We start from the raw sequence: 23819 nt of genomic DNA, 5'->3' as shown, positions 1-23819 counted from the left end.
GCCTCACAGGGGCGGGAGGTAGGTTGACGGCCATGGCGAGTGGTGGTGGTCCGGATCGGACGTCCGTGGTCGTGACCGGGGGCAGCGGCTTCATCGGCCGCGCCGTCGTGCGTGCCTTCCGCGAGCGAGGCGTCCCGGTCACCGTCGTCGACCGGGTCCCGTTCCCGGACGAGCTGCCCGGCGTCCGCGTGGTCACCGGCGAACTGGGCGACGCCGCCGTCCGCGAAGCGGCCGTGACGCCGGAAACCGCGGCCATCGTGCACCTCGCCGCGCTGACCTCCGTGCTGCGCTCGGTCGAACTGCCCGAGCAGACCTTCGCCGACAACGTCCTCGTGACGCAGGAACTGCTGGAGCTGGCGCGGCGCCGTGAGGTGCCGAGCTTCGTGCTCGCCTCGACCAACGCGGTCATCGGCAACGTCGGCGGCGCGACCATCACGCCCGATCTGCCGCCGCGGCCGCTGACGCCCTACGGCGCCACCAAGGCGGCGTGCGAAATGCTGCTTTCGGGCTACGCGGGCGCGTACGGAATGACGACGTGTGCGTTGCGGTTCACCAACGTCTACGGTCCGGGAATGTCCCACAAGGACAGTTTCGTGCCGCGGATGATGCGCGCGGCGCTGAACGGCGCCGGCGTCCGCGTCTACGGCGACGGGCAGCAGCGCCGCGACCTCGTGCACGTCGACGACGTCGTCCACGCGATCACGCTCGCCGTCGACAGCGGCTACTCCGGCACCGCGATCGTCGGCGCCGGGAAGTCGGTTTCGGTGCTGGAGATGGTCGAAGCCGTCCGCGAGGTGACCGGCGCGGAGCTGCCGGTGGAGCACGTCGAGGCGCCGGCGGGGGAGATGCCCGCGGTCGTCGTCGACGTCTCGGGGAGCGCGGAGACGCTCGGCTACCGGCCGTCGATGTCGCTGACCGACGGGCTCGCGACGGCGTGGAAGTACTTCTCCGGTCTCGAGCGTCCGAACGCGACGGAGTGACCGCGGGCGTGTCCGGTTTCCTCCGCCGCCACTGGCTCCTGCTCCTGCTGCTGATCCCCGCGATCGTCCTGCGCGTGCTCACCTGGCTCGCCTACCGGCCGGCCCTGCTGTACATCGACTCGTTCCGCTACATCGACAACCTGCACGCGCTGCGCGCCGACCAGCTCGACCCGATCGGCTACGACCTGGTGCTGCGCCCGCTGCTGGCGGTCGGCGGCCTGGCGTGGGTCGCGGCCGTGCAGCACGCCGGCGGGATCCTGATCGCGGTCGGCGTCTACGCGCTCGTGCTGCGCCTCGGCGGCCGGCCGTGGGTCGCCGCGCTCGCCGCGGCCCCGGTGCTGCTCGACGCGTACCAGCTGCAGATCGAGCAGAACCTCATGTCCGAGGTCGTCTTCGAAGCCGTGCTGCTCGGGCTTCTTTGGGTGCTGCTCGGCCGTGGCGCCCCCGGCTGGAAGCGCGCCGGGATCGCGGGCCTGCTCGTCGGGTTCGCCGTGCTGGTGCGGCTGATCGGGATCTCGCTGGCCCTGCCGCTGCTGGTCTACCTGGTCGTCGCCGGGGGCGCGTGGCGGCACTGGGCCGGCTGGCGCCGCGCGGGCGTGGGCCTGCTGGGGATCCTCGTCGTGGTGGTGCCCTATTCGGCGCGGGTGCATTCCGAGACCGGCAAGTGGGGCCTGACCGGGCCGTCGGGGAACATGCTCTACGGCCGCACCGCCGCCGTCGCCGACTGCGCGAACCTGCACCTGACGCCCGAACTGCAGGTGTTCTGCCCGGCTGAACCGCGCGAGACGCGGCTCGTGGACAACTACACGCACGCCGACCTCGACCCGAACTGGCCCGGCCCGCTGCCGCCCGGCGCGGACAAGGCGGCGCTCGCGCACCAGTTCGCGATCGAGGTCCTCAAGGCGCAGCCCGGCGACGTCGCGGGTGCGGTACTGAACGACTTCGCCAAGAGCTTCGCCTGGACCCGCGAACAGGACCCGACCGACGTCCCGCTCGACCGCTGGCAGTTCCAGCTCACCTACCCGCAGTGGGCCGACCAGTCCCTGATCGACCTGGTCACGCTGCAGAACGACGGCGTCGTCGCGAGCGTCGACGAGCCACTGGCGGCGTTGCTGCGCGACTACCAGCTGAACGGCGGATACGTCCCGGGCGCGGTACTCGGCATCGGCGCCCTGCTGGGCCTGCTCACGGTCTTCCGGCGGAAACGGCCGTTGGACGCGGCTCGCGCGGGCGCGCTGCTTGCGTCCACGAGCGGGCTGGTCCTGCTGTTCGCCTCGGCGGTGTTCCAGTTCTCGTGGCGCTACCAGATCCCGGCGCTCGTCCTGCTGCCGCTCGCGGGCGCGCTCGGCTTCACGACGCTCACCTCGGCCAGCCGCAAACGCCTGGGCGCCTTCCCCGACGACGTCGACACCGGCGCGCTCGACGACTTCCGCGGCCGCCACCCCGAGCTGCGGATGTCGTCACTGGTCGTGGTCATCGCCGCCTACAACGAGGCCGGCGGCATCGGCGGCGTGCTCGAGAAGATGCCGGACGAGTGCCTCGGCCTGCCCGTGGACGTGCTGGTCGTGGTGGACGGCGGCACGGACGACACGGCCGCCATCGCCGAGGACCACGGCGCGTACGTCTGCGTCGCGCCGCGTAACCGCGGCCAGGGTGCGGCCCTGCGGCTCGGCTACCACCTCGCGGCCGAGTCGGGCGCCGAGTACATCGTGACCACCGACGCCGACGGCCAGTACGACAACAGCGAGCTGGAGGCCTTGGCCGGCCCGGTCGTCGACGGCACGGCGGACTTCGTCACCGGCTCCCGCCGGTTGGGCCACGAGGAGGCCGACAGCCGGGTTCGCTGGCTCGGCGTCCGGGTGTTCGCGGTGTTGGCGTCGGTGCTGACGCGCCGCCGGATCACGGACACGTCGTTCGGCTTCCGCGCGATGCGCGCCGACCTGGCCTGCTCGGTCCCGCTCAACGAGCCGCAGTACCAGTCGTCGGAACTGCTGCTCGGCATCACCGCGCGCGGCTCCCGGGTGGTCGAGCTGCCGATGAGCATGCGGCTGCGCAAGGCGGGCAAGAGCAAGAAGGGCGGCAGCGTCGTCTACGGCGCCAACTACGCGCGGGTCATGACGGGAACGTGGTGGCGGGGCTACGTCCTGCGCCGCGGCCGTACGCCGCGCGGCGTGAAGACGAGCGCCTAACCGACGTGTCGTCCATCCCGGTACGCGTGTCGTCCATCGGGGTACGCGTGTCGTCCGTTCAATCACGCGTGTCGACCCGCCGATCACCCGTGCCGGCGCTCTGATCACGAGGCGGATGGACGACACGCGTACCTGGATGGACGACACGAGGGCCGCGTCGCCGGTGCCGACGACCGGTGCAGGTCAGGAGGCCGTGGCGCGCGCCGCGTCGCGGCCGAACACCAGCTTGTCGAGCAGCGTGAACTTCACGACGAAGACCAGGGCGTAGCTGGCCACGTACGCGCCGTCGACCAGGACGACCCACCACACGTGGGGCAGGTTCAGCGGGGTCAGCAGCGAGCCGGACAGGGTCGTCAGGCCGATCGACGCGAGCCCGCCGAGGCCGATGACCGCCAGGTAGGGCAGCAGTTCGCGGCGGACGCGGGGGCGCCCGGTGCGGCCCCAGACCCAGCGGCGGGTGACCACGAAGTTCAGCACCGCGCCGGCCGCCCAGGCCAAGGTGCTGGCCAGCACCGCGGCCCCGCCGGTGGCGAGCACCGCCAGGAGCACGACCTGGCTGACGACCGTGGCGGCGACCGACGTCGCCGCGGCGCGGCCCAGGCGGGCCCAGCCCCGGCGTCGCTTCGGGGTCTCCGTCGAAGTCTCCACTGTGCGCTGGCGCACATCGCCGGTTACGGTCGTCATGCCCCCATCCTCCCCGCGGGTCGCGCGCGCCGCCGTCCGACCCCCCTATGCATAGGAGATTCACAGGTCATTGCCAGGCGCTCATCAGCACGTGATAGATAGCGTCGGGTTCTTGCAAGCCTCTGCTACATGGTGGAATCAGCATGCTTGTCGCGTAAACGAGCAGGAAAGGCGGCACAATGCGAGTGCTGGTTCTCGGCGGTGACGGTTATCTGGGCTGGCCCACCGCGTTGCACTTATCGGACAAAGGCCACGACGTGGCCGTTCTCGACAATATGGCCCGCCGTGGCTACGACGTCGAGCTCGGCGTCGAAAGCCTGGTTCCGATCGAGACGCTCCCGGACCGGATCGCCGCGTGGGAGGAGGTGTCCGGACGGCGCATCACCAGCTACGAAGGTGACCTGCTCGACGCGGACTTCCTCTTCGACGCGGTCCGCGACTTCGCGCCGGACGCCGTGGTGCACTACGCCGAGCAGCGGTCCGCGCCCTATTCGATGATCGACCGTGAACACGCGGTGTACACGCAGCACAACAATGTCGTCGGCAACCTGAACCTGCTGTACGCGATCGCCGAAATCGACCCGTCGATCCACCTGGTCAAACTGGGCACGATGGGCGAATACGGCACGCCGAACATCGACATCGAAGAAGGCTGGCTCGACATCGAGCACAAGGGCCGCAAGGACCGCGTGCTGTTCCCGAAACGGCCGGGTTCGTTCTACCACCTGACGAAGGTCCACGACTCGCACAACATCGAGTTCACGTGCCGCGCCTGGGGGCTGCGGGCCACGGACCTCAACCAGGGTGTCGTCTACGGGCAGCAGACGCCGCAGACCGCGCTGGACCCGCGCCTGGCCACCCGCTTCGACTACGACGCGGTGTTCGGCACGGTGCTGAACCGGTTCGTCATCCAGGCGGTGCTGGGGCAGCCGCTGACGGTGTACGGCAAGGGCGCCCAGACCCGCGGCCTGATCGACATCCGCGACACCGTGGAGTGCATCCGGCTCGCCGTCGAGAACCCGGCCGACGCGGGCGAGTTCCGCGTCTTCAACCAGATGACCGAGAGCATGTCGGTCGCCGCGATCGCCGACCTCGTCGCCGAGCGGTTCCCCGGCCCGGTGCAGATCGAGCAGCTGGAGAACCCGCGGACCGAGGCCCCGGAGCACTACTACAACGTGCAGCACACCGGGCTGGTCGGCCTCGGCCTGGACCCGCACCTGCTGTCGGACACGCTCATCGAGTCGATGTTCGACATCGTCGGGGCCAACAAGCACCGGGTGAACATGGACAAGCTGCGCCCGACCGTCCGCTGGCGAGGCGCGCTCAAGAGCTGAACGGGATCAGGGTGGGCTCCTCCTCGCGGGGAGCCCGCCCTTTTCGCGCGTTCAGCCGGGCAGCTTGTCGAGAAAACCGTGCACCTTCGCGATCCGGCCGTCTTCCAGCTCGACGACGTCGAAGCCGATCGCGACCGGCTCGGCACCGGGCGTGCCGAGGTACCACTGGAACCGCGCGAGGTCGTGGTGGGCGTCAGGCTCGGCGGGCAGGCTGAAGGTCAGCCCGCCGAACTGCGCCTGCGCCCCGGCCACGAACTGGTCGATCCCGTCGTGCCCGGCAACTGAGCCGAGCGGGTCGGTGTACCCGGCCCCCTCGGTGAAGACGCCGGCGACGAGCGCCCGCCGCTTCCCGGCATCGGTCTCGTTCCAGACGGCGATGTACTGCTCCACAATGGTCCGGACGTCGGTCATCGGATGCTCCTTCGGTTGGGGGACAACGGGTTGTCGCCGTCCCTCGCTGAGCGCAACTCTGGCGCGTGGACGGCGGCCCGTCGATTACGCGCGAGGTAATGCCGCAGCGTTCGCCTGTCGTATCGAGGTTCGGCGAGGCGGGCTGCGTTCTCGCATCGGACCACCGTGATTCCCGCTCTCCTGGCTCTCGTCCGAGCCATTACCCCCGAAGTAATGGCAGCGCCCCCGTGATCGTCGTAGCGTCGCTCGGGTGACGACTTCGGTGCGGGCGGCCACGCGGCCGGTGGGTGAGCTCCTGCGGGAATGGCGCGACCGGCGCCGGATCAGCCAGCTCGACCTGGCGATCTCCGCCGACATCTCCACCCGCCACCTCAGTTTCGTGGAGACCGGCCGGTCCAAGCCGAGCCGGGACATGGTGCTGCGCCTCGGCGAGCACCTCGACGTCCCGCTGCGGGACCGGAACCGGCTGCTGCTCGCCGCCGGGTACGCGCCCGCCTACACCGAGAGTGCGCTGGGGGATCCCGAGATGACCGCCGTCCGCCAAGCCGTGCGGCAGCTGCTCACCGGGCACGAGCCGTACCCGGCCGCCGTCGTCGACCGGAACTGGAACCTCGTCGACGCCAACGCCGCGACCGGCCTGTTCGTCGGCGGCCTGGCGCCCGAGCTGACCACCAACGTGCTCCGCGCGACCCTGCACCCGGACGGCATGGCGCCGCACATCCTCAACCTGGGGGAGTGGCGCGCCCACCTGCTCGGCCGGCTGCGCCGCCAGGTCGGCCAGACCGCCGACGCCGGCCTCGCCGAACTGCTGGCCGAGCTGCGCGCCTACCCGTGCGACCAGCCGGTGCCCGAGGTGGAGGTCCCCGGACCGGGTGACATCTTCGTGCCGCTGAAGTTCCGCCACGAGGGCACCGACCTGACGTTCTTCAGCACGGTCTCGACGTTCGGCACCCCCCTCGACGTCACCGTGGCGGAGCTGGTCATCGAGTCGTTCTTCCCGGCCGACCCGGCGACCGCCGCGTACCTGCGCGAGCGGGCCGCGCTGGTGGAATGATGGGCTCCGGAAGCCCCGCGCAGCATCCGAAGTGAGGATCACCGGTTGATGGCCGTTCCGCCTTCGCTCGCCCTGTCCGACGGAGTTCGCGTCCCCCAGCTGCTGTTCGGCGTGGGCGGCCTGACGGCCAGCGAGACCGGCCGCGCCGTCCGCATCGCCCTCGACACCGGCTACCGCGGCATCGACACGTCTCCAGGCACCGAGGAGGCGCTGGGCGCGGTGCTCGCCGCGTCGGACGTCCCGCGCGAAGAGGTGTTCGTCAGCGTCAAGATGCCCGTCCAGGGCTACGATGCCACCCGCCGCGCGGCCGACCAGGTGCTGGCGGGCCTGCAGGCCGAGCGGGTCGACCTGGTCCTGGTGGACGGCACCAACGGCGCGTTCACCGACACCTGGCGCGCCCTGTCCCGGATGCGGGGCGACGGCCGCGCCCGCGCGATCGGCGTCGCCGGGTTCAGCGCGGCCGAGCTGCGCCGGCTGATCGACTCCACCGGCACCGTCCCGGCGCTCAACCTCGTCGAGTTGCACCCGTGGCTGCAGCAGCTCCCGCTGCGGGAGTTCCACGACGCGCACGGCATCCTGACCGGCGCGTCGAGCCCGGCCGCGAACGGCGCTCTCCTGTCCAACGAGACGGTCACCGCGCTGGCGGCCAAGTACGGCAAGACCCCGGCCCAGATCGTGCTGCGGTGGCACCTGCAGAACGGCACCGTCGCGGTGGCGGCGTCGGCCACCACGACCCGGACCCGCGAGAACTTCGGGGTGTTCGACTTCGAGCTGGCCGACGACGACCTCGCCGTGCTGTCCGAGCTCGACAACGGCACGCGGGTCGGCCCGTCCTGAGCCTCAGGCGGCCTTGATCCCCGCGGCGGTGAAGTCGGCCTGCTGGGCCGGCTGCTCCAGGTACTCGCGGAAGGTCTGAGCGGCGCGCAGCACGGTGTCGTCGATGCCCGGCCCGGTCAGCCCGACGAACGGGTAGTCGGCCGACCGCGCGGTGGCGACCGACTGGGCGGGCGAGCCGATCAGCTCGGGCTTCTTGGTGGTGAGCTCGCTGACCCAGTACGTCGACTCGGGCAGCCACGCGGAGGGAAGCCCGCCGATCGCGTTGAGGTTGGCGCGGCCGACCAGCGCGTCGAGCACCTGCGCCGAGGGCTTGGCCTCGATGGTCACGTGCACGCACTGGCCGTGCACGACGGTCGCGGCCTGGTTCCAGCGGTTCGCCGCGGCCTCCAGCGGCTTCTGCGCGCTCGGGGTGACGATCACGCGCATCTGCGAGGTGCCGCCGGAGCAGCTGGCGGCCTGGGCCTCGGCGCGGCTGTTGAGCTCGCTGTCGGCCCAGTTCCAGCCGACGATGCCGAGTCCGATGAGCGCAGCGAGCACGACGCAGGCGATCGGCCAGCCGGCGATCTTGCGGCGCGGGGCCTTCTTGCCGACGATGCGGTGGGAGCCGGTCGCCTCGCCCTTGCCGAGGGTCCGGTGCGAGCCGGTCTCTTCGCTCTTGGCCGCGACCCGGTGGGAGCCGGTGTCGTCGCTCTTGCCGGCCACGCTGCCGGTCGCGCGCAGGACGGTGGTTTCTTCGAGGTCGCTGAGGGCGCGCTGGGACTCTTCGCCGCGGCGGTGGGGCCCGGTGCCTTCGCCACGCCCGGGAGCCCGCCGCGAGCCGAGGGTGTCCTTCCGGCCGGCCCGGCGGGAGCCTTCGCCCTTGCCGGACGCGGGGAAAGCCCCGGTGGAACCGCCCCGGCCGGGGGTGCGGAACGAGCCGGTGTACTCACCGCGGACGGGAGCGCCGGTGTCGTCGCCGCGGGCGGGGGCGCGGAAGGTGCCGGTGGACTTGCCGCGAGCGGGAGTCTCGGGGGCCTCGGGGGTGGGGGCGCGGAAGGTGCCGGTGGACTTGCCACGGGCGGGAGTCTCAGGGGCATCGGGGGTTTCGCCGCGGGCCGGGGCGCGGAAGGTGCCGGTGGACCTGCCACGAGCGGGGGCGTCGAACGAACCGGTCGAGTCGCCGCGGCCCGGGGTGCCGCTGGCTTCGCCACGGCCGGGAGTTCCGGAGGACTTGCTTCGGGCGCCGGTGTCGAACGAGCCCGTGGATTCGCCGCGCGCCTGGGTGCCGGACGGGTCGGCGGCCTTGCTTCGGGTGGCGGCGCGGAAGGTCCCGCTGGCTTCCCCTCGACGGGCGGTGCCGGAGGAGTCGGTGGCTTCGCCGCGGGCCGGGCCGCTGGGCGCGCCGGTGGACTTGCCGCGGGTGGCGGCGCGAAAGGTCCCGCTGGCTTCGCCGCGAGTGGTGGTGCCGAAGGATTCGCTGCGGGCGGGGGTACCGGGCGTGCCGGTGGCCTTGCTTCGGGTGGCGGCGCGGAAGGTGCCGCTCGCTTCGCCGCGCGCGGCGGCGCGGGAAGAACTGCTGCCTTCTCCCCGGGCGGGAGTACCGGAGGAGTCACCGCGGGTGGCGGCGCGGGAGGTGCCGCTCGCTTCGCCGGGGGCGGGAGTGCCGGGGGACTCGCCTCGGGTGGCGGCGCGGAAGGTTCCGCTGGCTTCGCCACGGCGGGAAGTCCGGTGTGGACCGGTGCCCTCGGCCTGGCCGAACGCCTGGAAACCCCCACTCGCGTCAGCGCGGCCGGGAGCATGCGGGTCGGAGATGCGCGGACCGGTCACCTCGGGCTGACCGAACGCCTCGAAAGCGCCACTGGTTTCACTGCGGCCCGGGGTCCGGTGTGGACCGGGGGCTTCACCCTGGCCGAAGGCATGGAAGGAACCGCTGCGCCGGCGGGCCTCTTCGCCGGGGCCGAAGGCCTCGAAGGCACCGTTCGGCTCACTCGGGCGGGTGGTCTGATGGGATCCGGTGGACTCGCCCGGGCGCGGGCGCCGCGGGGTGGCGGGCCGGCCCTCGCCGGGGACGCGCGGCGCCCCGGTGCGGTCCAGGGGGTGCGGCACCGGCTCGTCCTCCCGGGCGTGTCGCCCCATCGTCGTCCTTTCGAGGGTGAGCGCATGTCAAGCACGCGCAGCTATGCAATGAAACCGTTATCACCCTAACAGGTGATCAGCAGCCTCGGAATAATCTGACTCACAGTCGTGTTGCCGGTGCTCTCCTCACTCGGCTGGGCTGACCAGGCGATGGCAGTGCGCGATCAGCCGAGCACGCAACGGCGTCGCCCGGCGGGCGAAACCGGCCTGCGCGCGAGCGTATTCGGCCCGGCCCTCCGGGGTCTCGATCCGCACCGGCGGGTAGCCGAGGTCCGCCAGGTCGTACGGGCTCGCCCGCATGTCCAGCTCACGAATCTCGGCGGCGAGCTCGAAACAGTCGGCGACGAGCTCCGCGGGCACGAACGGATCGAGCTTGTAGGCCCATTTGAACAGGTCCATGTTCGCGTGCAGGCACCCCGGCTGCTCGAGGGTGACCTGCGTCGCCCGCGTCGGCTCCAGCGCGTTGCGCGGCCGCGCGGGCGGGGTGAAGAACCGGAACGCGTCGAAGTGCCCGCACCTGATCTCCAGCGACTCGACCACCGTGTCGGTGCCCGCGGACCCGAGACGCAGCGGAACCTGGCCGTGGCGCACCGAATCGGCGGGCTCGCGGTAGACCATCGCCCACTCGTGCAGCCCGAAACAGCTCAGCCGCGGCGCGCGCGACGCCGTCGCGCTCAGCAGGCCGAGCACGAACTCGGCCGTCTTCGCCTTGCGCTCGGTGAACCCCGACGGGTCGAGGACGACGCCGTCGGCCGTCTCGACATACCCCTTCCGGTCCAGGAAACGCCGCGCCGCGGGCCCGGCGAGCGCGACGCCGGGCCCGGGCTGCCAGCGTTCGAGGTGACCCGGCCGGTGCGAGTAGTAGGTGAACAGGAAGTCCAGCACCGGGTGCTTCTCGCCCCGCGACTTGCGTTCCTGGTGCGGGACGGTCCACCGGCGCATCCGGCCGGCGTGCGCCGCCTCCCGGGCCAGCCAGTCCGGTTCGGCGAGCACGGCGAGTACGCCCGAGCCGGTCATGCGCCCACGTGGGTGCCGTCGCGCACGGTGCCCACGTACTCCTCGACGAGATCCTCGAGCGCGACGACGCCCACGGCGTTCCCGGCGAGGTCGAGGGCCCGCGCCAGGTGGCTGCCCTCCTTGCGCATCGCCGAAAGCGCCACGTCCAGCCGGGCGTCGGCCCGCAGCTCGGTCAGCGCCCGCGTCTTCGAGGCGGGCACGATCGTCGCCGGGTCCTCGCCGGCCAGGTCGAGGACGTCCTTCACGTGGATGTAGCCGGTCAGCCGCCCGTCGTCGGTGCACACCGGGAACCGCGAGAAGCCGGTGGAGGAGACCGCCCGCTCGACGTCGCCGAGCGTCGGCCCGCACGGCAGGGTCGTCAGGTCGGCCGTCGGCACCAGGACGTCGGACACCGTCTTCTGCACCGAGGACAGCGTCTGCGTGAGCCGCCGGTGCTCGGACTGGTCGATCAGGCCTTCGCGGCGTGACTCGCTGAGCAGCTCGGCCAGCTCGTCGGACGTGTAGGCCGTCTCCAGCTCGTCCTTCGGCTCGACCTTCACCGCGCGCAGCAGCGAGTTCGCGACGAAGTTCAGCAGCCAGATGAACGGGTTCGCGATCTTCACCCAGCCGACGTGCACCGGCACCAGCCACAGCGCGAGCTTCTCCGGCTCGGCGATGGCGAGGTTCTTCGGGACCATCTCGCCGATCAGCACGTGCGCCACGGTGATGAAGGCCAGCGCGATCGCGAACGAGATCGGGTGCAGCAGCCCTTCGGGCAGCCCGAGCAGGTCGAAGAACGCCGAGAGCCGGTGCGCGACGGCGGGTTCGCCGAGACGCCCGAGCAGCAGCGAGCAGATGGTGATGCCGAGCTGCGCGCCGGCCAGCATCAGCGAGACGTGCTTGCTCGCGTTGATCACGATCTTCGCACGCGTCTTGCCCTGCTCCAGCAGGGCTTCCAGCCTGTCGCGCCTGGACGAGATGAGCGTGAACTCCGCGCCCACGAAGAAGGCGTTGAGCAGCAGCAGGAGCACCACGAGGGCGATGTTCAGCCAGTCGCTCACGAGGCCACCTCCTGTTCGGCCTGTTCCGCCGGTTCCTCGGTGCGGACCGGGGCCACTTCGACCTCGGCGACGCGGCGTTTGTCCATCGTGGTGACGGTGAGCCGCCAGCCGTCGACCTCGGCGGCGTCCCCCTCGGCGGGGATCTTGCCCAGCCGTTCGAGGATCAGGCCGGCGATGGTCTCGTAGTCGCCGTCCGGCATCCGGAACCCGGTGACGTCGGTGACCTCGTCCGGGCGCAGCTGCCCGGACACCAGCCAGCTGTCGGTGCCGACCTGCTGCGACGCCGGCGCTTCGCGGTCGTCGTGCTCGTCGCGGACGTCGCCGATGATCTCCTCGACCACGTCCTCCAGCGTCACCAGCCCGGCCGTGCCGCCGTACTCGTCGACGACGATCGCCAGCTGGAACCGCGAGTCGCGCAGGCGGTTGAGCAGGTCGTCACCGGGCAGGGACTCGGGCACGGTCGGCACCGGCCGCATGACCGACCCGATCGGGACGTTCGCCCGGTCGGCGGCGGGCACGGCGAAGGCCTGCTTCACGTGCACCGCGCCGCGGACGTCGTCGAGGTCCTCGGCGTGCACCGGGAACCGCGAGAAGCCGGTGCGGTTCGAGATGGCGATGAGGTCCTCGATGGTGTCGTCCACCTCGAGCGCCTCCAGCTGCACACGCGGGGTCATCAGCTCCTCCGCGGTGCGCTCGCCGAACCGCAGCGAGCGGTCCAGCAGCTCCGCGGTGGACGTGTCGAGCGTGCCGCTCTCGGCGCTGGACCGCACGATCGAGCCCAGTTCCTGCGGTGAGCGCGCCGACCGCAGCTCTTCCTGCGGCTCGACGCCGAACTTGCGCACCAGGAAGTTCGCGCTGTTGTTCATCAGCGTGATGAGCCAGCGGAACAGCAGGGAGAACCGCGAGTGGTAGCCGGTGACCGCGCGGGCGGTCGGCAGCGGCCGGGCAATCGCGAGGTTCTTCGGCACCATCTCGCCGAGGATCATCGACAGCGAGGTGGCGATGACCAGGGCGAGCACGATCGACGCGCCCGCGGCGAACGCCGTCGGCAGGCCGATCCCGGTCAGCAGCGGCCGGACGAGCTCACCGATCAGCGGCTCGGCCAGGTAACCGGTGATGAGCGTGGTCAGCGTGATCGCGACCTGGGCACCGGACAGCTGGAACGAGAGCGTCCGGTGGGCTTTCTGGACGGTCAGGGAGCGGCGGTCGCCGACCTGGCGGACGTTGGCGTCCACCGTGCTGCGTTCCAGCGCGGTCAGGGAGAACTCGGCCGCGACGGCGAGTCCGGTGCCGACCGTCAGCAGCACGAAGAGGAGGACGCCGAGCACGGCGAAGAGGATTTGCATCATTCCGCACCCGCCGTGGTGGCGGTGGGCGAACCTATCGGACAGCCGGGTCGGTCACCCGGCCCGGTACTGTCACCGGGTGACTGCGCTGCGCGCACGAAACGGTCACTCCTAGCGGGAAATCGGCGTGTACTGCGATTATGCGGACAATCTTATCGTGTCCCCGCGCGCGAGGTGCCGGATACGGGTGTGTCGGCGCGCTCACCTCGCCGGGTGATTCAGCGCGGGCGGCGCCCGAGCAGGGCGACGAGGCGGGTCGTGGGCCCGGCCGCGCGCCCGACCGCGACCGGCGGGTCGAACAGGCCGAGGCCCTGCCAGTCGTCCACCCACGGGCGCACGATGTCGATCAGCCGTTCGGCCAGCGGCTCGGTGACGGGGCTCGGCAGGCTGAGCGCGGTCGCGAGGTCCCAGCTGTGCACGGCGGCGTCGACGGTCATCTGCCAGCCGTACTCGCGGGCCGGGACCAGGCCGTAGGAAAGGTGCACGGCGCGTTCGAGCACACCGTCGTCGAGGAAGGCTTCCCGCGCGGCTTCGGCGGCCGTGTCCCAGGCTTCGACCGGGTCGTCGCCGAGGACGTCGCCGTCGAACCGGTCGCCGACGTCGTCGAGGGTGGCGCCGGCGAGCAGCGAAGGCGCCCAGAGCTGCTCGGCGACGAGGTGGTTCACGAGGTCGCGGACGGTCCACTTGGTACACGGCGTCCGGTGGCCCCAGTCGCCGGACCCGGCGGCGTGCACCGCGTCGCCGAATGCCCGGATGGCCTGGCCGTGCGCCTCGAGGAGATCCACGCGGGCCATTGGAACACGGCCGCTCAGGCGGTGCCGGGCCGGTGCCGCCGCACGGTCTCCTCGACGAGGTCGAGCACCGGGCCGAGGCCGGCGCCCGGCAGGCCCATCGCCAGGTGCGAGACCAGTCCTTCGAGGACCAGTTCGAGGAAGGCGGTGAGGACGTCGACGTCGACGTCGTCACGCAGGTTCCCGGCCTCCCGCTGCCGCAGCAGCCGCAGCCGCGTCGCGGTGGTCAGCTGCTCGGAGCGCTCGGCCCAGCGGGCGCGGAACTCCGGGTCGGTGCGCAGCCGCCGCGAGACCTCGAGGCGGGTGCCGAGCCAGTCGGCGGGATGTTCGCCGTCGCCGGCCAGCAGGTCACGCATGACCTGCACCAGGCCCTGTTCGGCGACGACGTCGGCCATCCGGATGGCGTCGTCCTCGGCGAGGGCGAGGAAGAGCGACTCCTTGTCGCGGAAGTGGTGGAAGATCGCGCCGCGGGAGAGTCCGGTGGCTTCCTCCAGGCGCCGGACTGTGGCACCTTCGTAGCCGTAGCGCGCGAAGCACACCCGCGAGCCGTCGAGGATCTGGCGCCGTCTTGCGTCGAGGTGATCCTGGCTTACGCGTGGCATCCTCGAATCCTGACACCGCGGACCCGGATCTCGCAATCCGTACGTACGTCTTGTGACCCGCAGTGGCCGGGAACCGCCCGGAAGTCCCCATCGTCTGAAGCTTGCCCCGATTCGCTGACACGGAGTGAGACGGTTGGCTAGTCTTTGCACCATCACGGTGGGTGAACTGAGGGGAAGGGGCGAGTCGTGATCATCGGCGAAGCCGGACAGGCGGCGCAGGCGCTGTGGGGCGACGCGTTCGCGAACTCGGCCCCCGTCTACGGCGGCGGGGGACAGGGCGGCCAGTTCAAGATGGACCCCGAAGAACTCAACGCCGTGATCGGCCAGTGGGAGGACGTCCTCGACAAGATCGTCGACGACGGCGAGAAGATCAACAGCCTTCGATACGGTGCCGGGTTGGCTCCGGGACAGGATCCGGTCAGCGGCAGCTACGCGTCGACGACGGGCGAGTCGATCTCCGCCCTTCAGCGCCAGAACGACTCCATGCGCAAGTACGCGCAGGAATACATCAAGAAGCTGAAGGAAGCGCAGTCGAAGACCGTCGTGACCGATCAGGATCTGTCGAGCACCTTCAAGGTTTAGGGTGAGCTGAACTTGTTCCGAAGCAAACTCAAGGTCATCGGTGCAATGCTGCTGGTTTCGGCCGCACTCACGGCTGCCTGCACCTCGACGACCGGAGGCGCGGCGTCGCCCGCACCGTCAGCTTCCGCTTCGGCGGGAGCGCCGACGCCGGATCCGGAAGTGCCCAAGGTGCCCGGGCCACCCCTCGACGCCGGCAAGTACGTCGCCGAAACCTGTTCGATCGTCCCCAAGGACGTGCTGGCCTCATTGCGGTACACCGACGCGGGCGAATACCAACCGCAAGGCAATACCCCGACCTCTCAGGCTGGTCCGACGTGCCTGTGGAAGCTGCGGGGTGAAGGTATCGGCTTGTCGGTCATCCTCGGCACCGGGAATCGTGAGCGGGGCGCCGGCGGTTTGGCGGGCGCCTACGCCGCATACCGACGGGGTGTGATCACCAGGTTCCTGGAGCGCGCTCCGGACGTGGAGGGCTACCCGGCGATCTACGTGGATGTCCAGGACGAGCGCTCGATGGGCTCCTGTGGACTCGACGTCGGTATCGCCGACGACCTGGCCTTCGACGTGTACGCCCAGGGATACCAGGGACAGGACGACTCGTGCGCGGCTGCCAACCAGGTCGCGGCGAGCATCATCAAGACACTCAAGGGGGCTTGACGAGTGGATGGCAAGCAGATCTTCGACAACTTCACGCAGGGTGACACCACTGGGCTGCAGCAGACGGCGCAGATCGTTCGCGCGCTGTCCGACGCCTACATGGAGCACGGTGCGAGCATCAAGGCCCTCCAAGCACGCATGGTGAACTCGTGGAGCGGTCCCGCCGCGGACGCCGCCAACTCGGGTGCGGGTCCGATGGAACGGGCCTTCCACGACAGTTCGGCGCCTCTGGACGCGACCACAAATTCCGTCAAGACCCAGGCCGCGGCTTTCGAGGACTCGAGCTACACCGTCGTCGAAGTGCCGCCGAAGCCCGACAAGCCCAGCGCCTGGAGTGTCGGCCTGAAGGCTGCCATCCCGATCGCCGGGCCGTTCATGGCCGCCGACGACATCGACAACTACCAAGAGGGCATCGCGAAGTACAACGCGGCGAACGAGACCAACGTCCGCGTCATGGACCAGTACAGCAGCGCCACCGACAGCACCCGGTCCGCCTTGCCCACGGAGTACGGCGTCCTCGAGTCCGACGGCGCCGCGATCTCGGTGAAGACCCCGGCGGGGCCGCCACCGGTCGGGCCGCCGCCCACCCCGCCCGCGCACGTGGAGCACCACACGTCGACGACCGAAAACAACAACAACAACGACCACACCTCGACCTCCAGCGTCGACACCACGCAGACCGGTGGGAAGGACCAGCCCGGTGGCACCGACCGGCCTGGCGGCACCGATCGACCGGGTGGGACGGACCGGCCCGGCGGGACCGATCGGCCCGGTGGCACGGACCGGCCCGGCGGGATCGGTGAGGACACGACCCGGCCGACCGGTTCGACGACGCTGCCGACCGGCAGCAAGCCCGGCCAGGCGACCGGTTCGGACCGGCCCGGCAAGACGCCGCCCGGGACCGGTGGGGTCGACTTCTACCCGACCGGTACCGGTGGCGGTGGCGGTGGCGGTGGTCAGAACTACTCCAACACCTTCGGGGAACCCGGCGGCACGGGCACGGGCACCGGCACCGGCTCTGGCCCCGGTGGGCGTGGTCCGTCCAGTGGCAGCGCCGGCGGGCGGCTTCTCGACTCCAACGGCCGTCCGATCGGGGGCGCCGGGGGAACAGGGAGTGGCGGTGGATCCGGCGCCGCGGGGGAGCGGGGGCTCGGCAGCGGGCGCGGGTCCGGTATGGGCAGTCTTGGCAACGCGGCCGCCGCGGAGGCCGCTGCCGCTCGGTCGGCCGGGGGGCGGGCCGGGCAGGCCGGCGGGCCGATGGGTGCCGGCGGGCGGCGCGGCGAAGGTGAGGAAGATGATGAACACCAGCGGCCGGACTACCTGATCGAGGCGGACCCGGACGCCATCTTCGGGACCGACCAGCGGACCAGTCCGCCGGTCATCGGCGAGTAGAGCGAGTAGGCGGGTGGACGTGGCAACAGGCCGGGTGGATGTTCCGGTCGAAGCACTGGCCGCGCTGGCGGAGCGCGAGCAGGTCGGCCAGCTGCACATCACCCTGCGGCCGGAGCCGCTGTGGCTCTCGGACGAGGAGCGTGACGAGGCCGGCCGGCGGATCGACGACGCGCTGGCGGAGGCCGGGCTGGTCGACCGGCGTGGGCGGGCCTCCGTCGACTTCCTCGACTGGCTGCCGCTGCTGGTGGCACCGGCACGGGAGTGTTACGGCTGGGTCGGCACGGGCGGCCAGACGTACGGCGTGCTCGCCGCGGCGAAGGGGCTTCAGGCGATCCTGGCCGTTTCCGACGGGACGCACGTCGGCGTGCAGGAGATCGACCGCAACCGGCTCGCCGAGTCGCTCGTCGAGCAGCTGCCGCCGGTCGGGCCGGGCGGCGGCAACCCGCGCACGGTCCGGGTGGCGGACCTGGCCGAGGCCGCCCGCCGCGGGGCCGACGCCCACCCGCTGTCCCCGGCGATCGCCGACGTCGTCAGCCTCGTGCAGCGACCGGTGACCGGCAGCGGCGAGCTCTACGTCGGACGCCGGGACGACGTCGGCCGCCACACCTGCCTGCGCCAGCCGCTGCACTACGCCGACACCGACTGGGGCCGCTACCTCAGCTACACCGCCGGCGCGGGTGAGGACGAGGTCATCCACATCGGCCCGGCGGGCCCGCGGGAGCTGGCGGAGACGCTCGACGAGCTGGCCGGCTCGCTCAACTGAGTCGAAAAGCCGCCCCGTCGCCGCTAATGTGACAGCGCTGTTGTATTCCGCTGGGAAGGACGCGCTGATGGCTGGGCTGTACCCCGTGATCGAACCGTACGAGCACGGCATGCTCGACGTCGGCGACGGACACGAGATCTACTGGGAGACCTGCGGGAACCCGGACGGCAAGCCCGCGCTGGTGGTGCACGGCGGTCCCGGCTCCGGCTGTTCGACGAACCTCCGCCGGTACTTCGACCCGGCGAAGTACCGGGTCGTGCTCGTCGACCAGCGCGGCTGCGGCCGCAGCACCCCGCACGCCGGGGCCCCGGCCGCCGACCTGTCCGCCAACACCACCGACCACCTCGTCGCCGACTTCGAACTGCTCCGGACACGGCTCGGCATAGAGAAGTGGCTGCTGTTCGGCGGTTCGTGGGGGTGCGTGCTCAGCCTGACGTACGCGCTGCGGCACACCGACCGGGTCAGCGAACTGGTCCTGATGGGCCTGGCGACCGACCGGTTCCTCGAGGTCGAGATGCTCATCCGCGGCCTCGGCGCGTACTTCCCGGAGGGCTTCGCGAAGTTCCGCGACGGCGTTCCGGAAGCCGAGCGCGACGGCGACCTCTCCGCGGCCTACAACCGGCTGCTGCTGGACCCGGATCCCGAGGTCCACCACAAGGCCGCGGCCGGCTGGTGTGCCTGGGAAGACGCGATGCTCCCCGGCGTCCCGCCGCACGACGTCTTCGAGGACCCGGTCTACCGGCTCTGCTTCGCGAGGCTGGTCACGCACTACTTCAGCAACCGGGCGTTCCTGCCCGACGGCGAGATCCTGCGCAACCTGGGCAAGCTCGCGGGCATCCCCGCCGTGCTCGCCCAAGGCGTGCTCGACACGAGCAACATCACCGGCACTCCGTGGCTGCTGCACCACGGCTGGCCCGGCAGCGAACTGGTCCTGCTCGACGACGTCGGGCACAGCACGCAGGACGTCTCGATGCAGGACGTCCTGGTCGGGGCCACCGACCGGTTCGCGAGCTGAAGGCCGTGGTCCGTGCGGCGAGGCGCCGCACGGACCTCCCGGCTCACGGGATGAGCAGCGCCGGCTCACCCTCGGGGGCCAGCGCCGCTTCGGCGCGCGCGGCCCGGTTCGTCTCCGCCAGCTTCAGGCCGGTGACCCGCAAGGGGATCCGGTCCATCTTCCAGTCGGCCAGCAGCAGCGCGACCTTGGACTGCATCTCGGTGCGCAGCCGCAGGAACGAGTCGGCCGGGTCGGCGCCGACCTCGCCCAGCAGCAGCCACCACGCCCAGGCCGCGGCACCGGCGTTGGCCACGAAGTCCGGCACGACGGCCACACCCCGCGCCGAGAGCGCTGCTTCGGCTTCCGGTGTCGTCGCCGCGTTGGCCGCCTCGATGACGACCTTCGCCTTGACCAGGTTCTCGTTGTCCGGCCGCAGCGCGTAGGAGATCGCCGCCGGCACGAAGATGTCCGCGTCGGTCGAGACGACGGCGTCCCGCGGGAGCACCTTGATCCCGGCCGGCAGCCGCTTGCGGTCCACCTCGCCGAAGCGGTCGCGCAGGTCGAGCAGCGCGGGGATGTCGAGGCCTTCGGGCGCGTAGAGCGTGCCCGCGGCGTCGGCGACCGCGACGACCTTCATCCCGGCTTCGTGCAAGTAGAAGGCCGCGCCGCCACCCATGGTGCCGATGCCCTGGATCGCCACGGTCGTCTCGCGCACGTCCCAGTCCCACGCCGACGCGACGCCGAGGCACGCCTGCGCCACGCCGTAGCCGCCGACGACGTCGCCGAGCAGCAGCCCGCCGGGCACCGGGGCGTTGAGGCCGGCCTGGACCCGGCGCAGGGTGCGCTCCGGATCGGCCGACCGGCCGATCGCGGCGTGGTACGACTGCTCCAGCCCGAGGTCGGCGAACACCGCGTCGATCAGGTGCTGCGGGACGCCGAGGTCCTCCGCGGTCACCCAGTGCGCGTCCAGCCAGGGCCGGAGGAACGAGCAGAAGCGCGTCAGGACGCCGAAGGCGCGCGGGTCCTTCGGGTCGAAGTCGATGCCGCCCTTCGCGCCGCCGACCGGCAGGTTGAAGGTCGCGGTCTTGTTGGCCATGCCCCGGGCGAGGTCCTCGACCTCACTCATGGTGCAGCCTGCCCGCATGCGGGTGCCGCCGGTGGCGACGCCGGAGACCAGGCTGTGCACGACGAGGTAGCCGTTCGCGCCGGTGACGGGGTCGGTCCACGAGAGCCGCATCAGCGGCTCGGCGTTGCGGGGGGTCATCAGGGCCACTACCTCCGGGGAGTCGGGGGCGGCCTCGTGACCGCCACCACGAGCGTGCGCCCCGGGTGGCGTTCGCGTCCATTTAACGCTGCTGCACGATCTCGTTTAGGTTTGGTGCATGGAGCTTTCGTTGCATCGGCTGAAGATGCTCCGCGAGCTGCACCGCCGGGGCACCGTCACCGCCGCCGCGGCGGCCCTGCACTACACCGCTTCGGCGGTGTCGCAGCAGCTCGCGCAGCTGGAACGGGACGTCGGGGCCAAGCTGTTCGAACGGCTGGGCCGCCGGGTCCAGCTCACCGAGCTGGGCAAGCTGCTCACCGAGCACGCCGAGGAGATCCTCGGCTCGGTCGAGCGGGCCACGCTCGCACTCGAGGAGGCGCAGGACGCGCGGACCGTCCGGCTGGTCGCCGGCGTCTGGGCGTCGGTGGCCTCCGGCCTGCTCCCCACAGCGCTGAACACGCTGGCCGGTTCGCACCCGGGCATCGAGGTCCGGACCCGGGAACTGGCCCCGGAGGACACCGCCGAGGCGGTCCGGGACGGCGTGCTCGACCTGTCCTTCGTCATCGACTACTCCGACGCGCCGATGCCGTGGGACGCCGGACTGGAGCGGGCCGTCGTGGCCGTCGAACGGCTGCACGCGGCCGTGCCGAGGGGTGCGGTGCCCACGGGTTCGGCGTCGCTCGACGACCTCGCCGAGCACCCCTGGATCCTGGCCAGCCCGAAGTCGCACTTCGGCCGGGCGATGCGCACGGCGTGCCGGCGCCACGGGTTCGCCCCCAAGATCAACCACGAGGTCGAGGAGCAGTCCACGGCGATGGCCATGGTGGGCGCCGGGCTCGGCATCACCCTCGTCTCCGACCTGGGCCTGCGCCTGCTGCGCCCGCCCGGGATCGACGTCGTCACGCTCACGACACCGCTGCTGCGGACGGTGTCCATCGCCTACCGCCGGACCGCGTTCCGGCGGCCCGCGCTGCACCTGGTGATCGAGGCCGTTCGGGCCTCGGCCGCCGAACTGGGGCTGGGCACGGAATCCGCTTTGCCCTGATCCGGGACTTCTTACGGAGTGGTGACCCCGTCCTGAGGGGCAGGATCACCCCTGAATTTGTCGTACCCCGCGTGTAGCGTCCGAAGTCGAGAAAGTTCCACCACACGGGACAGGATTGACATGACAGAAGCGTCTACGGTGCACGAGTTTCCCGAAAAGTCGGGTAGTGCGTCGAACCGCACCGCGCGGGTCCTGGCGGACCGCGCGGCCGGGGAGGCGTATGTGGCATCGGTGTGCTTCAAGCACGGTCCACCGCGCCTGACCGGCGTCGAGCTGGAGTTCACCGTGCACCACGCCGACGACCCGGCAAGACCCCTCGATCCCGACCTCCTCGCCACGGCGCTGGGCCCGCACACCCCGCGGACACTGCGCCCCGACAGCCCCGCGACCCCGCTCCCGGCCGGTTCACCAGTGAGCCTCGAGCCCGGCGGCCAGGTCGAAATCTCCGCCCATCCCCAGGCCACGCTGCGTGAACTCGACGCGGTCGTCTCGGCCGATCTCCGCCACCTGGGTGAACTCCTCGCCTCCCGCGGCCTCCAGCTCGGTGAATCCGGTATCGACGCGCACCGCGCGCCGCGCCGGCTCCTGAGCACGCCGCGCTACGCGGCGATGGAACGCCGGTTCGCGCCGATCGGTCCCGGCGGCCTCACGATGATGTGCAGCACCGCCGGCCTGCAGGTGTGCCTCGACGCCGGGGAGGCCGAGCACCACGCCGCCCGCTGGGCGGCCGCGCACGCCATGGGCCCGCCGCTGCTCGCCCTCTTCGCCAACTCCCGCGTCCACGCCGGACGCGACACGGGGTACGCCTCCGCCCGCTGGCTCGCGGTGCACGACACCGAGGCCATCCGCACGCGCACGGCGGGCGTGTCGGACGACCCGGCGGCGGAGTGGGCCGCGCGCATGATGGACACCCCGCTGATGGTGCTGCCCCGCGAAGACCGGCCGTGGGACGCGCCGGAGGGGCTGACGTTCGCCGACTGGATCGAGGGCCGGGGCTCGGCGGCGCTGCTGCCGAGGCCCACGTCGGCGGACCTCGACTACCACCTCAGCACCATGTTCACCCCCGTCCGCCCGCAGGGGTACCTGGAGATCCGGTACCTCGACGCGCAACCACCGGGTGAGTGGCTGGCACCGACCGCGCTGGTCGCCGCGCTGCTCGCCCGTCCGTCCACGGTGGACAAGGTGCGCGGCCTGTGCGCGCCGGTGGCGGACCGGTGGACGGGGGCGGCGGGCCGCGGCCTGGCCGATCCGGAGCTGGCGGCCGTCGCGGCCGCGCTGGCCGACCTCGGCTGCGCCGAGCTGGGCAGCACCGGGCTGAGCGCGGAATCCGTAACCGAGATCAGCGAGAGCGTGCAGGGGCGCGCGTACCGATCGAGGAGCGAAGCATGACCACCACGGAGTCGAACGAACTGGGCGCCGAGCAGCTGCGCGCCCGTGCGGCGGAGGCACTGACCCGGGCCCGGGCGCGCAGTATCGCGCTGACCGACGCGGTCGACGACGAAGACCTGATCAAGCAGCACTCCAAGCTGATGTCGCCGCTGGTCTGGGACCTGGCGCACATCGGCAGCCAGGAGGAGCTGTGGCTGGTCCGCGACGTCGGCGGCCGGGAGCCGCTGCGCCCGGACATCGACGACATCTACGACGCGTTCCAGCACGCCCGGGCCGACCGGCCGGCGCTGCCGCTGCTCGGCCCGGCCGAGGCGCGCAGCTACGTCCGCGAGGTGCGGGAAAAGGCGTTCGACGTGCTGGAGCGGGTGCCGCTGCAGGGGCGCCGGCTCACCGAGCGGGCCTTCGCGTTCGGCATGGTGACCCAGCACGAGCAGCAGCACGACGAAACCATGCTGGCCACGCACCAGCTGCGCCAGGGCGACCCGGTGCTGCACGCGCCCGAGCCGCCGCCCGCGCGGTCGGGTGCCCTGCCCGCCGAGGTCCTGGTGCCCGGTGGCGCGTTCACCATGGGCACCTCGGCCGAGCCGTGGGCGCTGGACAACGAGCGCCCGGCGCACGAGCTGGCCGTCGACGCGTTCTGGATGGACACCACACCGGTCACTTCCGGGGCCTACGCCGAGTTCCTCGACGGCGGCGGGTACGACGACGAGGCCTGGTGGAGCCCGGAAGGCTGGGCCTACCGCACCCGGAACGGCATCACGGCACCGCGGTTCTGGAAGCGCGAGCAGGACGGCTGGTGGCGCACCCGGTTCGGGGTCTACGAGCGGATCACGGCCGACGAGCCGGTCGTGCACGTCTCGTACTTCGAGGCCGAGGCGTACGCGGCCTGGGCGGGTCGCCGGCTGCCGACCGAGGCCGAGTGGGAGAAGTCCGCGCGGTTCGACCCGGCCACCGGCCGGTCGCGCCGCTTCCCGTGGGGTGACGAGGAACCGGGCGCCGAGCACGCCAACCTGGGCCAGCGGCACCTGCGCCCGGCTCCGGCGGGCGCGTACCCGGCCGGCGCGTCACCCACCGGCGTGCACCAGCTGATCGGCGACGTCTGGGAGTGGACGAGCACCGACCTGTACGGCTACCCGGGCTTCGCGCCGTTCCCGTACCGGGAGTACTCCGAAGTGTTCTTCGGGCCCGAGTACAAGGTGCTGCGCGGCGGCTCGTTCGGCACCGACTCGGCGGCGATCCGGGGCACGTTCCGCAACTGGGACTACCCGATCCGGCGGCAGATCTTCGCCGGCTTCCGCACGGCCCGCGACGCGGGCCCGGGCGAGGTGGGCTAGGC

22 protein-coding genes are annotated in these 23819 nt (G+C 71.7%); 13 read left to right on the top strand and 9 right to left on the bottom strand.

What is annotated here, in order from left to right; genetic code table 11:
* The first annotated feature begins 32 nt into the window (after positions 1 to 32).
* The gene (locus VA596_RS17825) at positions 33 to 980 is read left to right on the top strand and encodes an NAD-dependent epimerase/dehydratase family protein (RefSeq protein WP_323328489.1); all 948 of its coding nucleotides are present in this window, start codon (positions 33 to 35) and stop codon (positions 978 to 980) included.
* 8 nt (positions 981 to 988) lie between these two features.
* Positions 989 to 3169: a glycosyltransferase family 2 protein gene (locus VA596_RS17820; RefSeq protein ID WP_323328487.1), complete on the top strand. Its 2181-nt coding sequence runs from the start codon at positions 989 to 991 to the stop codon at positions 3167 to 3169.
* A 183-nt stretch (positions 3170 to 3352) separates the two neighbouring features.
* Here VA596_RS17820 and VA596_RS17815 read toward each other — a convergent pair whose 3' ends face one another.
* Entirely contained in the window at positions 3353 to 3853 is a 501-nt protein-coding gene (locus VA596_RS17815) for a GtrA family protein (protein ID WP_323328485.1), read from the bottom strand.
* A 179-nt stretch (positions 3854 to 4032) separates the two neighbouring features.
* Between VA596_RS17815 and VA596_RS17810 the strand changes: the two genes are divergently transcribed.
* Positions 4033 to 5187 carry an NAD-dependent epimerase/dehydratase family protein gene (locus tag VA596_RS17810; RefSeq protein WP_323328483.1) on the top strand — a complete coding sequence of 385 codons (1155 nt, stop codon included), beginning with the start codon at positions 4033 to 4035 and terminating at the stop codon, positions 5185 to 5187.
* A gap of 51 nt (positions 5188 to 5238) precedes the next feature.
* On the opposite strand, the gene VA596_RS17805 is transcribed toward VA596_RS17810, so the two are convergent.
* Positions 5239 to 5598: a nuclear transport factor 2 family protein gene (locus VA596_RS17805; protein ID WP_323328481.1), complete on the bottom strand. Its 360-nt coding sequence runs from the start codon at positions 5596 to 5598 to the stop codon at positions 5239 to 5241.
* A 250-nt stretch (positions 5599 to 5848) separates the two neighbouring features.
* Between VA596_RS17805 and VA596_RS17800 the strand changes: the two genes are divergently transcribed.
* Entirely contained in the window at positions 5849 to 6652 is an 804-nt protein-coding gene (locus VA596_RS17800) for a helix-turn-helix domain-containing protein (protein ID WP_323328479.1), read from the top strand.
* 48 nt (positions 6653 to 6700) lie between these two features.
* A complete protein-coding gene (locus tag VA596_RS17795; RefSeq protein WP_323328477.1) occupies positions 6701 to 7489 on the top strand; it encodes an aldo/keto reductase in 789 nt (262 codons plus the stop codon).
* 3 nt (positions 7490 to 7492) lie between these two features.
* On the opposite strand, the gene VA596_RS17790 is transcribed toward VA596_RS17795, so the two are convergent.
* From VA596_RS17790 to VA596_RS17765, 6 genes are all read right to left on the bottom strand, one after another.
* On the bottom strand, positions 7493 to 9604 hold the full coding sequence (locus VA596_RS17790) for a hypothetical protein (protein ID WP_323328475.1): 2112 nt from the start codon (positions 9602 to 9604) through the stop codon (positions 7493 to 7495).
* Positions 9605 to 9730: 126 nt separating this feature from the next.
* A complete protein-coding gene (locus VA596_RS17785; protein ID WP_323328473.1) occupies positions 9731 to 10621 on the bottom strand; it encodes a 3-methyladenine DNA glycosylase in 891 nt (296 codons plus the stop codon).
* Entirely contained in the window at positions 10618 to 11661 is a 1044-nt protein-coding gene (locus VA596_RS17780; RefSeq protein ID WP_323328471.1) for a hemolysin family protein, read from the bottom strand. Before VA596_RS17780 ends, VA596_RS17785 begins: the two co-directional genes overlap by 4 nt.
* Complete coding sequence (locus VA596_RS17775) at positions 11658 to 13010, bottom strand: hemolysin family protein (RefSeq protein WP_323328469.1); 1353 nt, start codon at positions 13008 to 13010, stop codon at positions 11658 to 11660. Before VA596_RS17775 ends, VA596_RS17780 begins: the two co-directional genes overlap by 4 nt.
* Positions 13011 to 13225: 215 nt before the next feature.
* A complete protein-coding gene (locus VA596_RS17770) occupies positions 13226 to 13792 on the bottom strand; it encodes a TIGR03086 family metal-binding protein (RefSeq protein WP_323328467.1) in 567 nt (188 codons plus the stop codon).
* Positions 13793 to 13815: 23 nt separating this feature from the next.
* Positions 13816 to 14400, bottom strand: coding sequence for a TetR/AcrR family transcriptional regulator (locus VA596_RS17765; RefSeq protein WP_285451531.1), 585 nt, complete (start codon positions 14398 to 14400; stop codon positions 13816 to 13818).
* Positions 14401 to 14586: 186 nt separating this feature from the next.
* Between VA596_RS17765 and VA596_RS17760 the strand changes: the two genes are divergently transcribed.
* The 5 genes from VA596_RS17760 to pip all read left to right on the top strand — a co-directional run bounded on the left by VA596_RS17760 (position 14587) and on the right by pip (position 18806).
* The gene (locus VA596_RS17760; RefSeq protein WP_323328462.1) at positions 14587 to 14982 is read left to right on the top strand and encodes a hypothetical protein; all 396 of its coding nucleotides are present in this window, start codon (positions 14587 to 14589) and stop codon (positions 14980 to 14982) included.
* Between the two features lie 12 nt (positions 14983 to 14994).
* The gene (locus VA596_RS17755) at positions 14995 to 15636 is read left to right on the top strand and encodes a DUF3558 domain-containing protein (RefSeq protein ID WP_323328460.1); all 642 of its coding nucleotides are present in this window, start codon (positions 14995 to 14997) and stop codon (positions 15634 to 15636) included.
* Between the two features lie 3 nt (positions 15637 to 15639).
* Positions 15640 to 17028 carry a WXG100 family type VII secretion target gene (locus VA596_RS17750; protein ID WP_323328459.1) on the top strand — a complete coding sequence of 463 codons (1389 nt, stop codon included), beginning with the start codon at positions 15640 to 15642 and terminating at the stop codon, positions 17026 to 17028.
* 34 nt (positions 17029 to 17062) lie between these two features.
* The gene (locus tag VA596_RS17745) at positions 17063 to 17791 is read left to right on the top strand and encodes an ESX secretion-associated protein EspG (protein WP_323328457.1); all 729 of its coding nucleotides are present in this window, start codon (positions 17063 to 17065) and stop codon (positions 17789 to 17791) included.
* A 67-nt stretch (positions 17792 to 17858) separates the two neighbouring features.
* Positions 17859 to 18806, top strand: a complete 948-nt coding sequence (gene pip / locus VA596_RS17740) for a prolyl aminopeptidase (RefSeq protein WP_323328455.1) — start codon at positions 17859 to 17861, stop codon at positions 18804 to 18806.
* A 43-nt stretch (positions 18807 to 18849) separates the two neighbouring features.
* On the opposite strand, the gene VA596_RS17735 is transcribed toward pip, so the two are convergent.
* Complete coding sequence (locus tag VA596_RS17735) at positions 18850 to 20049, bottom strand: Glu/Leu/Phe/Val dehydrogenase dimerization domain-containing protein (protein ID WP_323328453.1); 1200 nt, start codon at positions 20047 to 20049, stop codon at positions 18850 to 18852.
* Positions 20050 to 20167: 118 nt separating this feature from the next.
* Here VA596_RS17735 and VA596_RS17730 point away from each other — a divergent pair, with 118 nt between their 5' ends.
* From VA596_RS17730 to egtB, 3 genes are all read left to right on the top strand, one after another.
* Positions 20168 to 21094, top strand: a complete 927-nt coding sequence (locus VA596_RS17730; protein ID WP_323328451.1) for a LysR family transcriptional regulator — start codon at positions 20168 to 20170, stop codon at positions 21092 to 21094.
* A gap of 120 nt (positions 21095 to 21214) precedes the next feature.
* Positions 21215 to 22483 carry a glutamate-cysteine ligase family protein gene (locus VA596_RS17725; protein ID WP_323328448.1) on the top strand — a complete coding sequence of 423 codons (1269 nt, stop codon included), beginning with the start codon at positions 21215 to 21217 and terminating at the stop codon, positions 22481 to 22483.
* Positions 22480 to 23817, top strand: a complete 1338-nt coding sequence (egtB, locus tag VA596_RS17720; RefSeq protein WP_323328446.1) for an ergothioneine biosynthesis protein EgtB — start codon at positions 22480 to 22482, stop codon at positions 23815 to 23817. The genes VA596_RS17725 and egtB overlap by 4 nt, the downstream gene beginning before the upstream one ends.
* Positions 23818 to 23819: the final 2 nt, after the last annotated feature.

Origin of the sequence: Amycolatopsis heterodermiae, assembly GCF_034929455.1 — a bacterium.
Classification (GTDB): Bacteria; Actinomycetota; Actinomycetes; order Mycobacteriales; family Pseudonocardiaceae; genus Amycolatopsis; species Amycolatopsis heterodermiae.
Note: the sequence above shows the minus strand (reverse complement) of the source record. Positions and strands in the feature narration are given on the sequence as shown.

Coding starts and splice junctions, on each gene's coding strand:
- VA596_RS17825 (WP_323328489.1), top strand. CDS start 33: ATGGCGAGTGGTGGTGGTCCGGATCGGACGTCCGTGGTCGTGACCGGG.
- VA596_RS17815 (WP_323328485.1), bottom strand. CDS start 3,853: ATGACGACCGTAACCGGCGATGTGCGCCAGCGCACAGTGGAGACTTCG.
- VA596_RS17810 (WP_323328483.1), top strand. CDS start 4,033: ATGCGAGTGCTGGTTCTCGGCGGTGACGGTTATCTGGGCTGGCCCACC.
- VA596_RS17805 (WP_323328481.1), bottom strand. CDS start 5,598: ATGACCGACGTCCGGACCATTGTGGAGCAGTACATCGCCGTCTGGAAC.
- VA596_RS17795 (WP_323328477.1), top strand. CDS start 6,701: ATGGCCGTTCCGCCTTCGCTCGCCCTGTCCGACGGAGTTCGCGTCCCC.
- VA596_RS17790 (WP_323328475.1), bottom strand. CDS start 9,604: ATGGGGCGACACGCCCGGGAGGACGAGCCGGTGCCGCACCCCCTGGAC.
- VA596_RS17785 (WP_323328473.1), bottom strand. CDS start 10,621: ATGACCGGCTCGGGCGTACTCGCCGTGCTCGCCGAACCGGACTGGCTG.
- VA596_RS17775 (WP_323328469.1), bottom strand. CDS start 13,010: ATGATGCAAATCCTCTTCGCCGTGCTCGGCGTCCTCCTCTTCGTGCTG.
- VA596_RS17765 (WP_285451531.1), bottom strand. CDS start 14,400: ATGCCACGCGTAAGCCAGGATCACCTCGACGCAAGACGGCGCCAGATC.
- pip (WP_323328455.1), top strand. CDS start 17,859: ATGGCTGGGCTGTACCCCGTGATCGAACCGTACGAGCACGGCATGCTC.
- VA596_RS17735 (WP_323328453.1), bottom strand. CDS start 20,049: ATGACCCCCCGCAACGCCGAGCCGCTGATGCGGCTCTCGTGGACCGAC.
- VA596_RS17730 (WP_323328451.1), top strand. CDS start 20,168: ATGGAGCTTTCGTTGCATCGGCTGAAGATGCTCCGCGAGCTGCACCGC.
- VA596_RS17725 (WP_323328448.1), top strand. CDS start 21,215: ATGACAGAAGCGTCTACGGTGCACGAGTTTCCCGAAAAGTCGGGTAGT.
- egtB (WP_323328446.1), top strand. CDS start 22,480: ATGACCACCACGGAGTCGAACGAACTGGGCGCCGAGCAGCTGCGCGCC.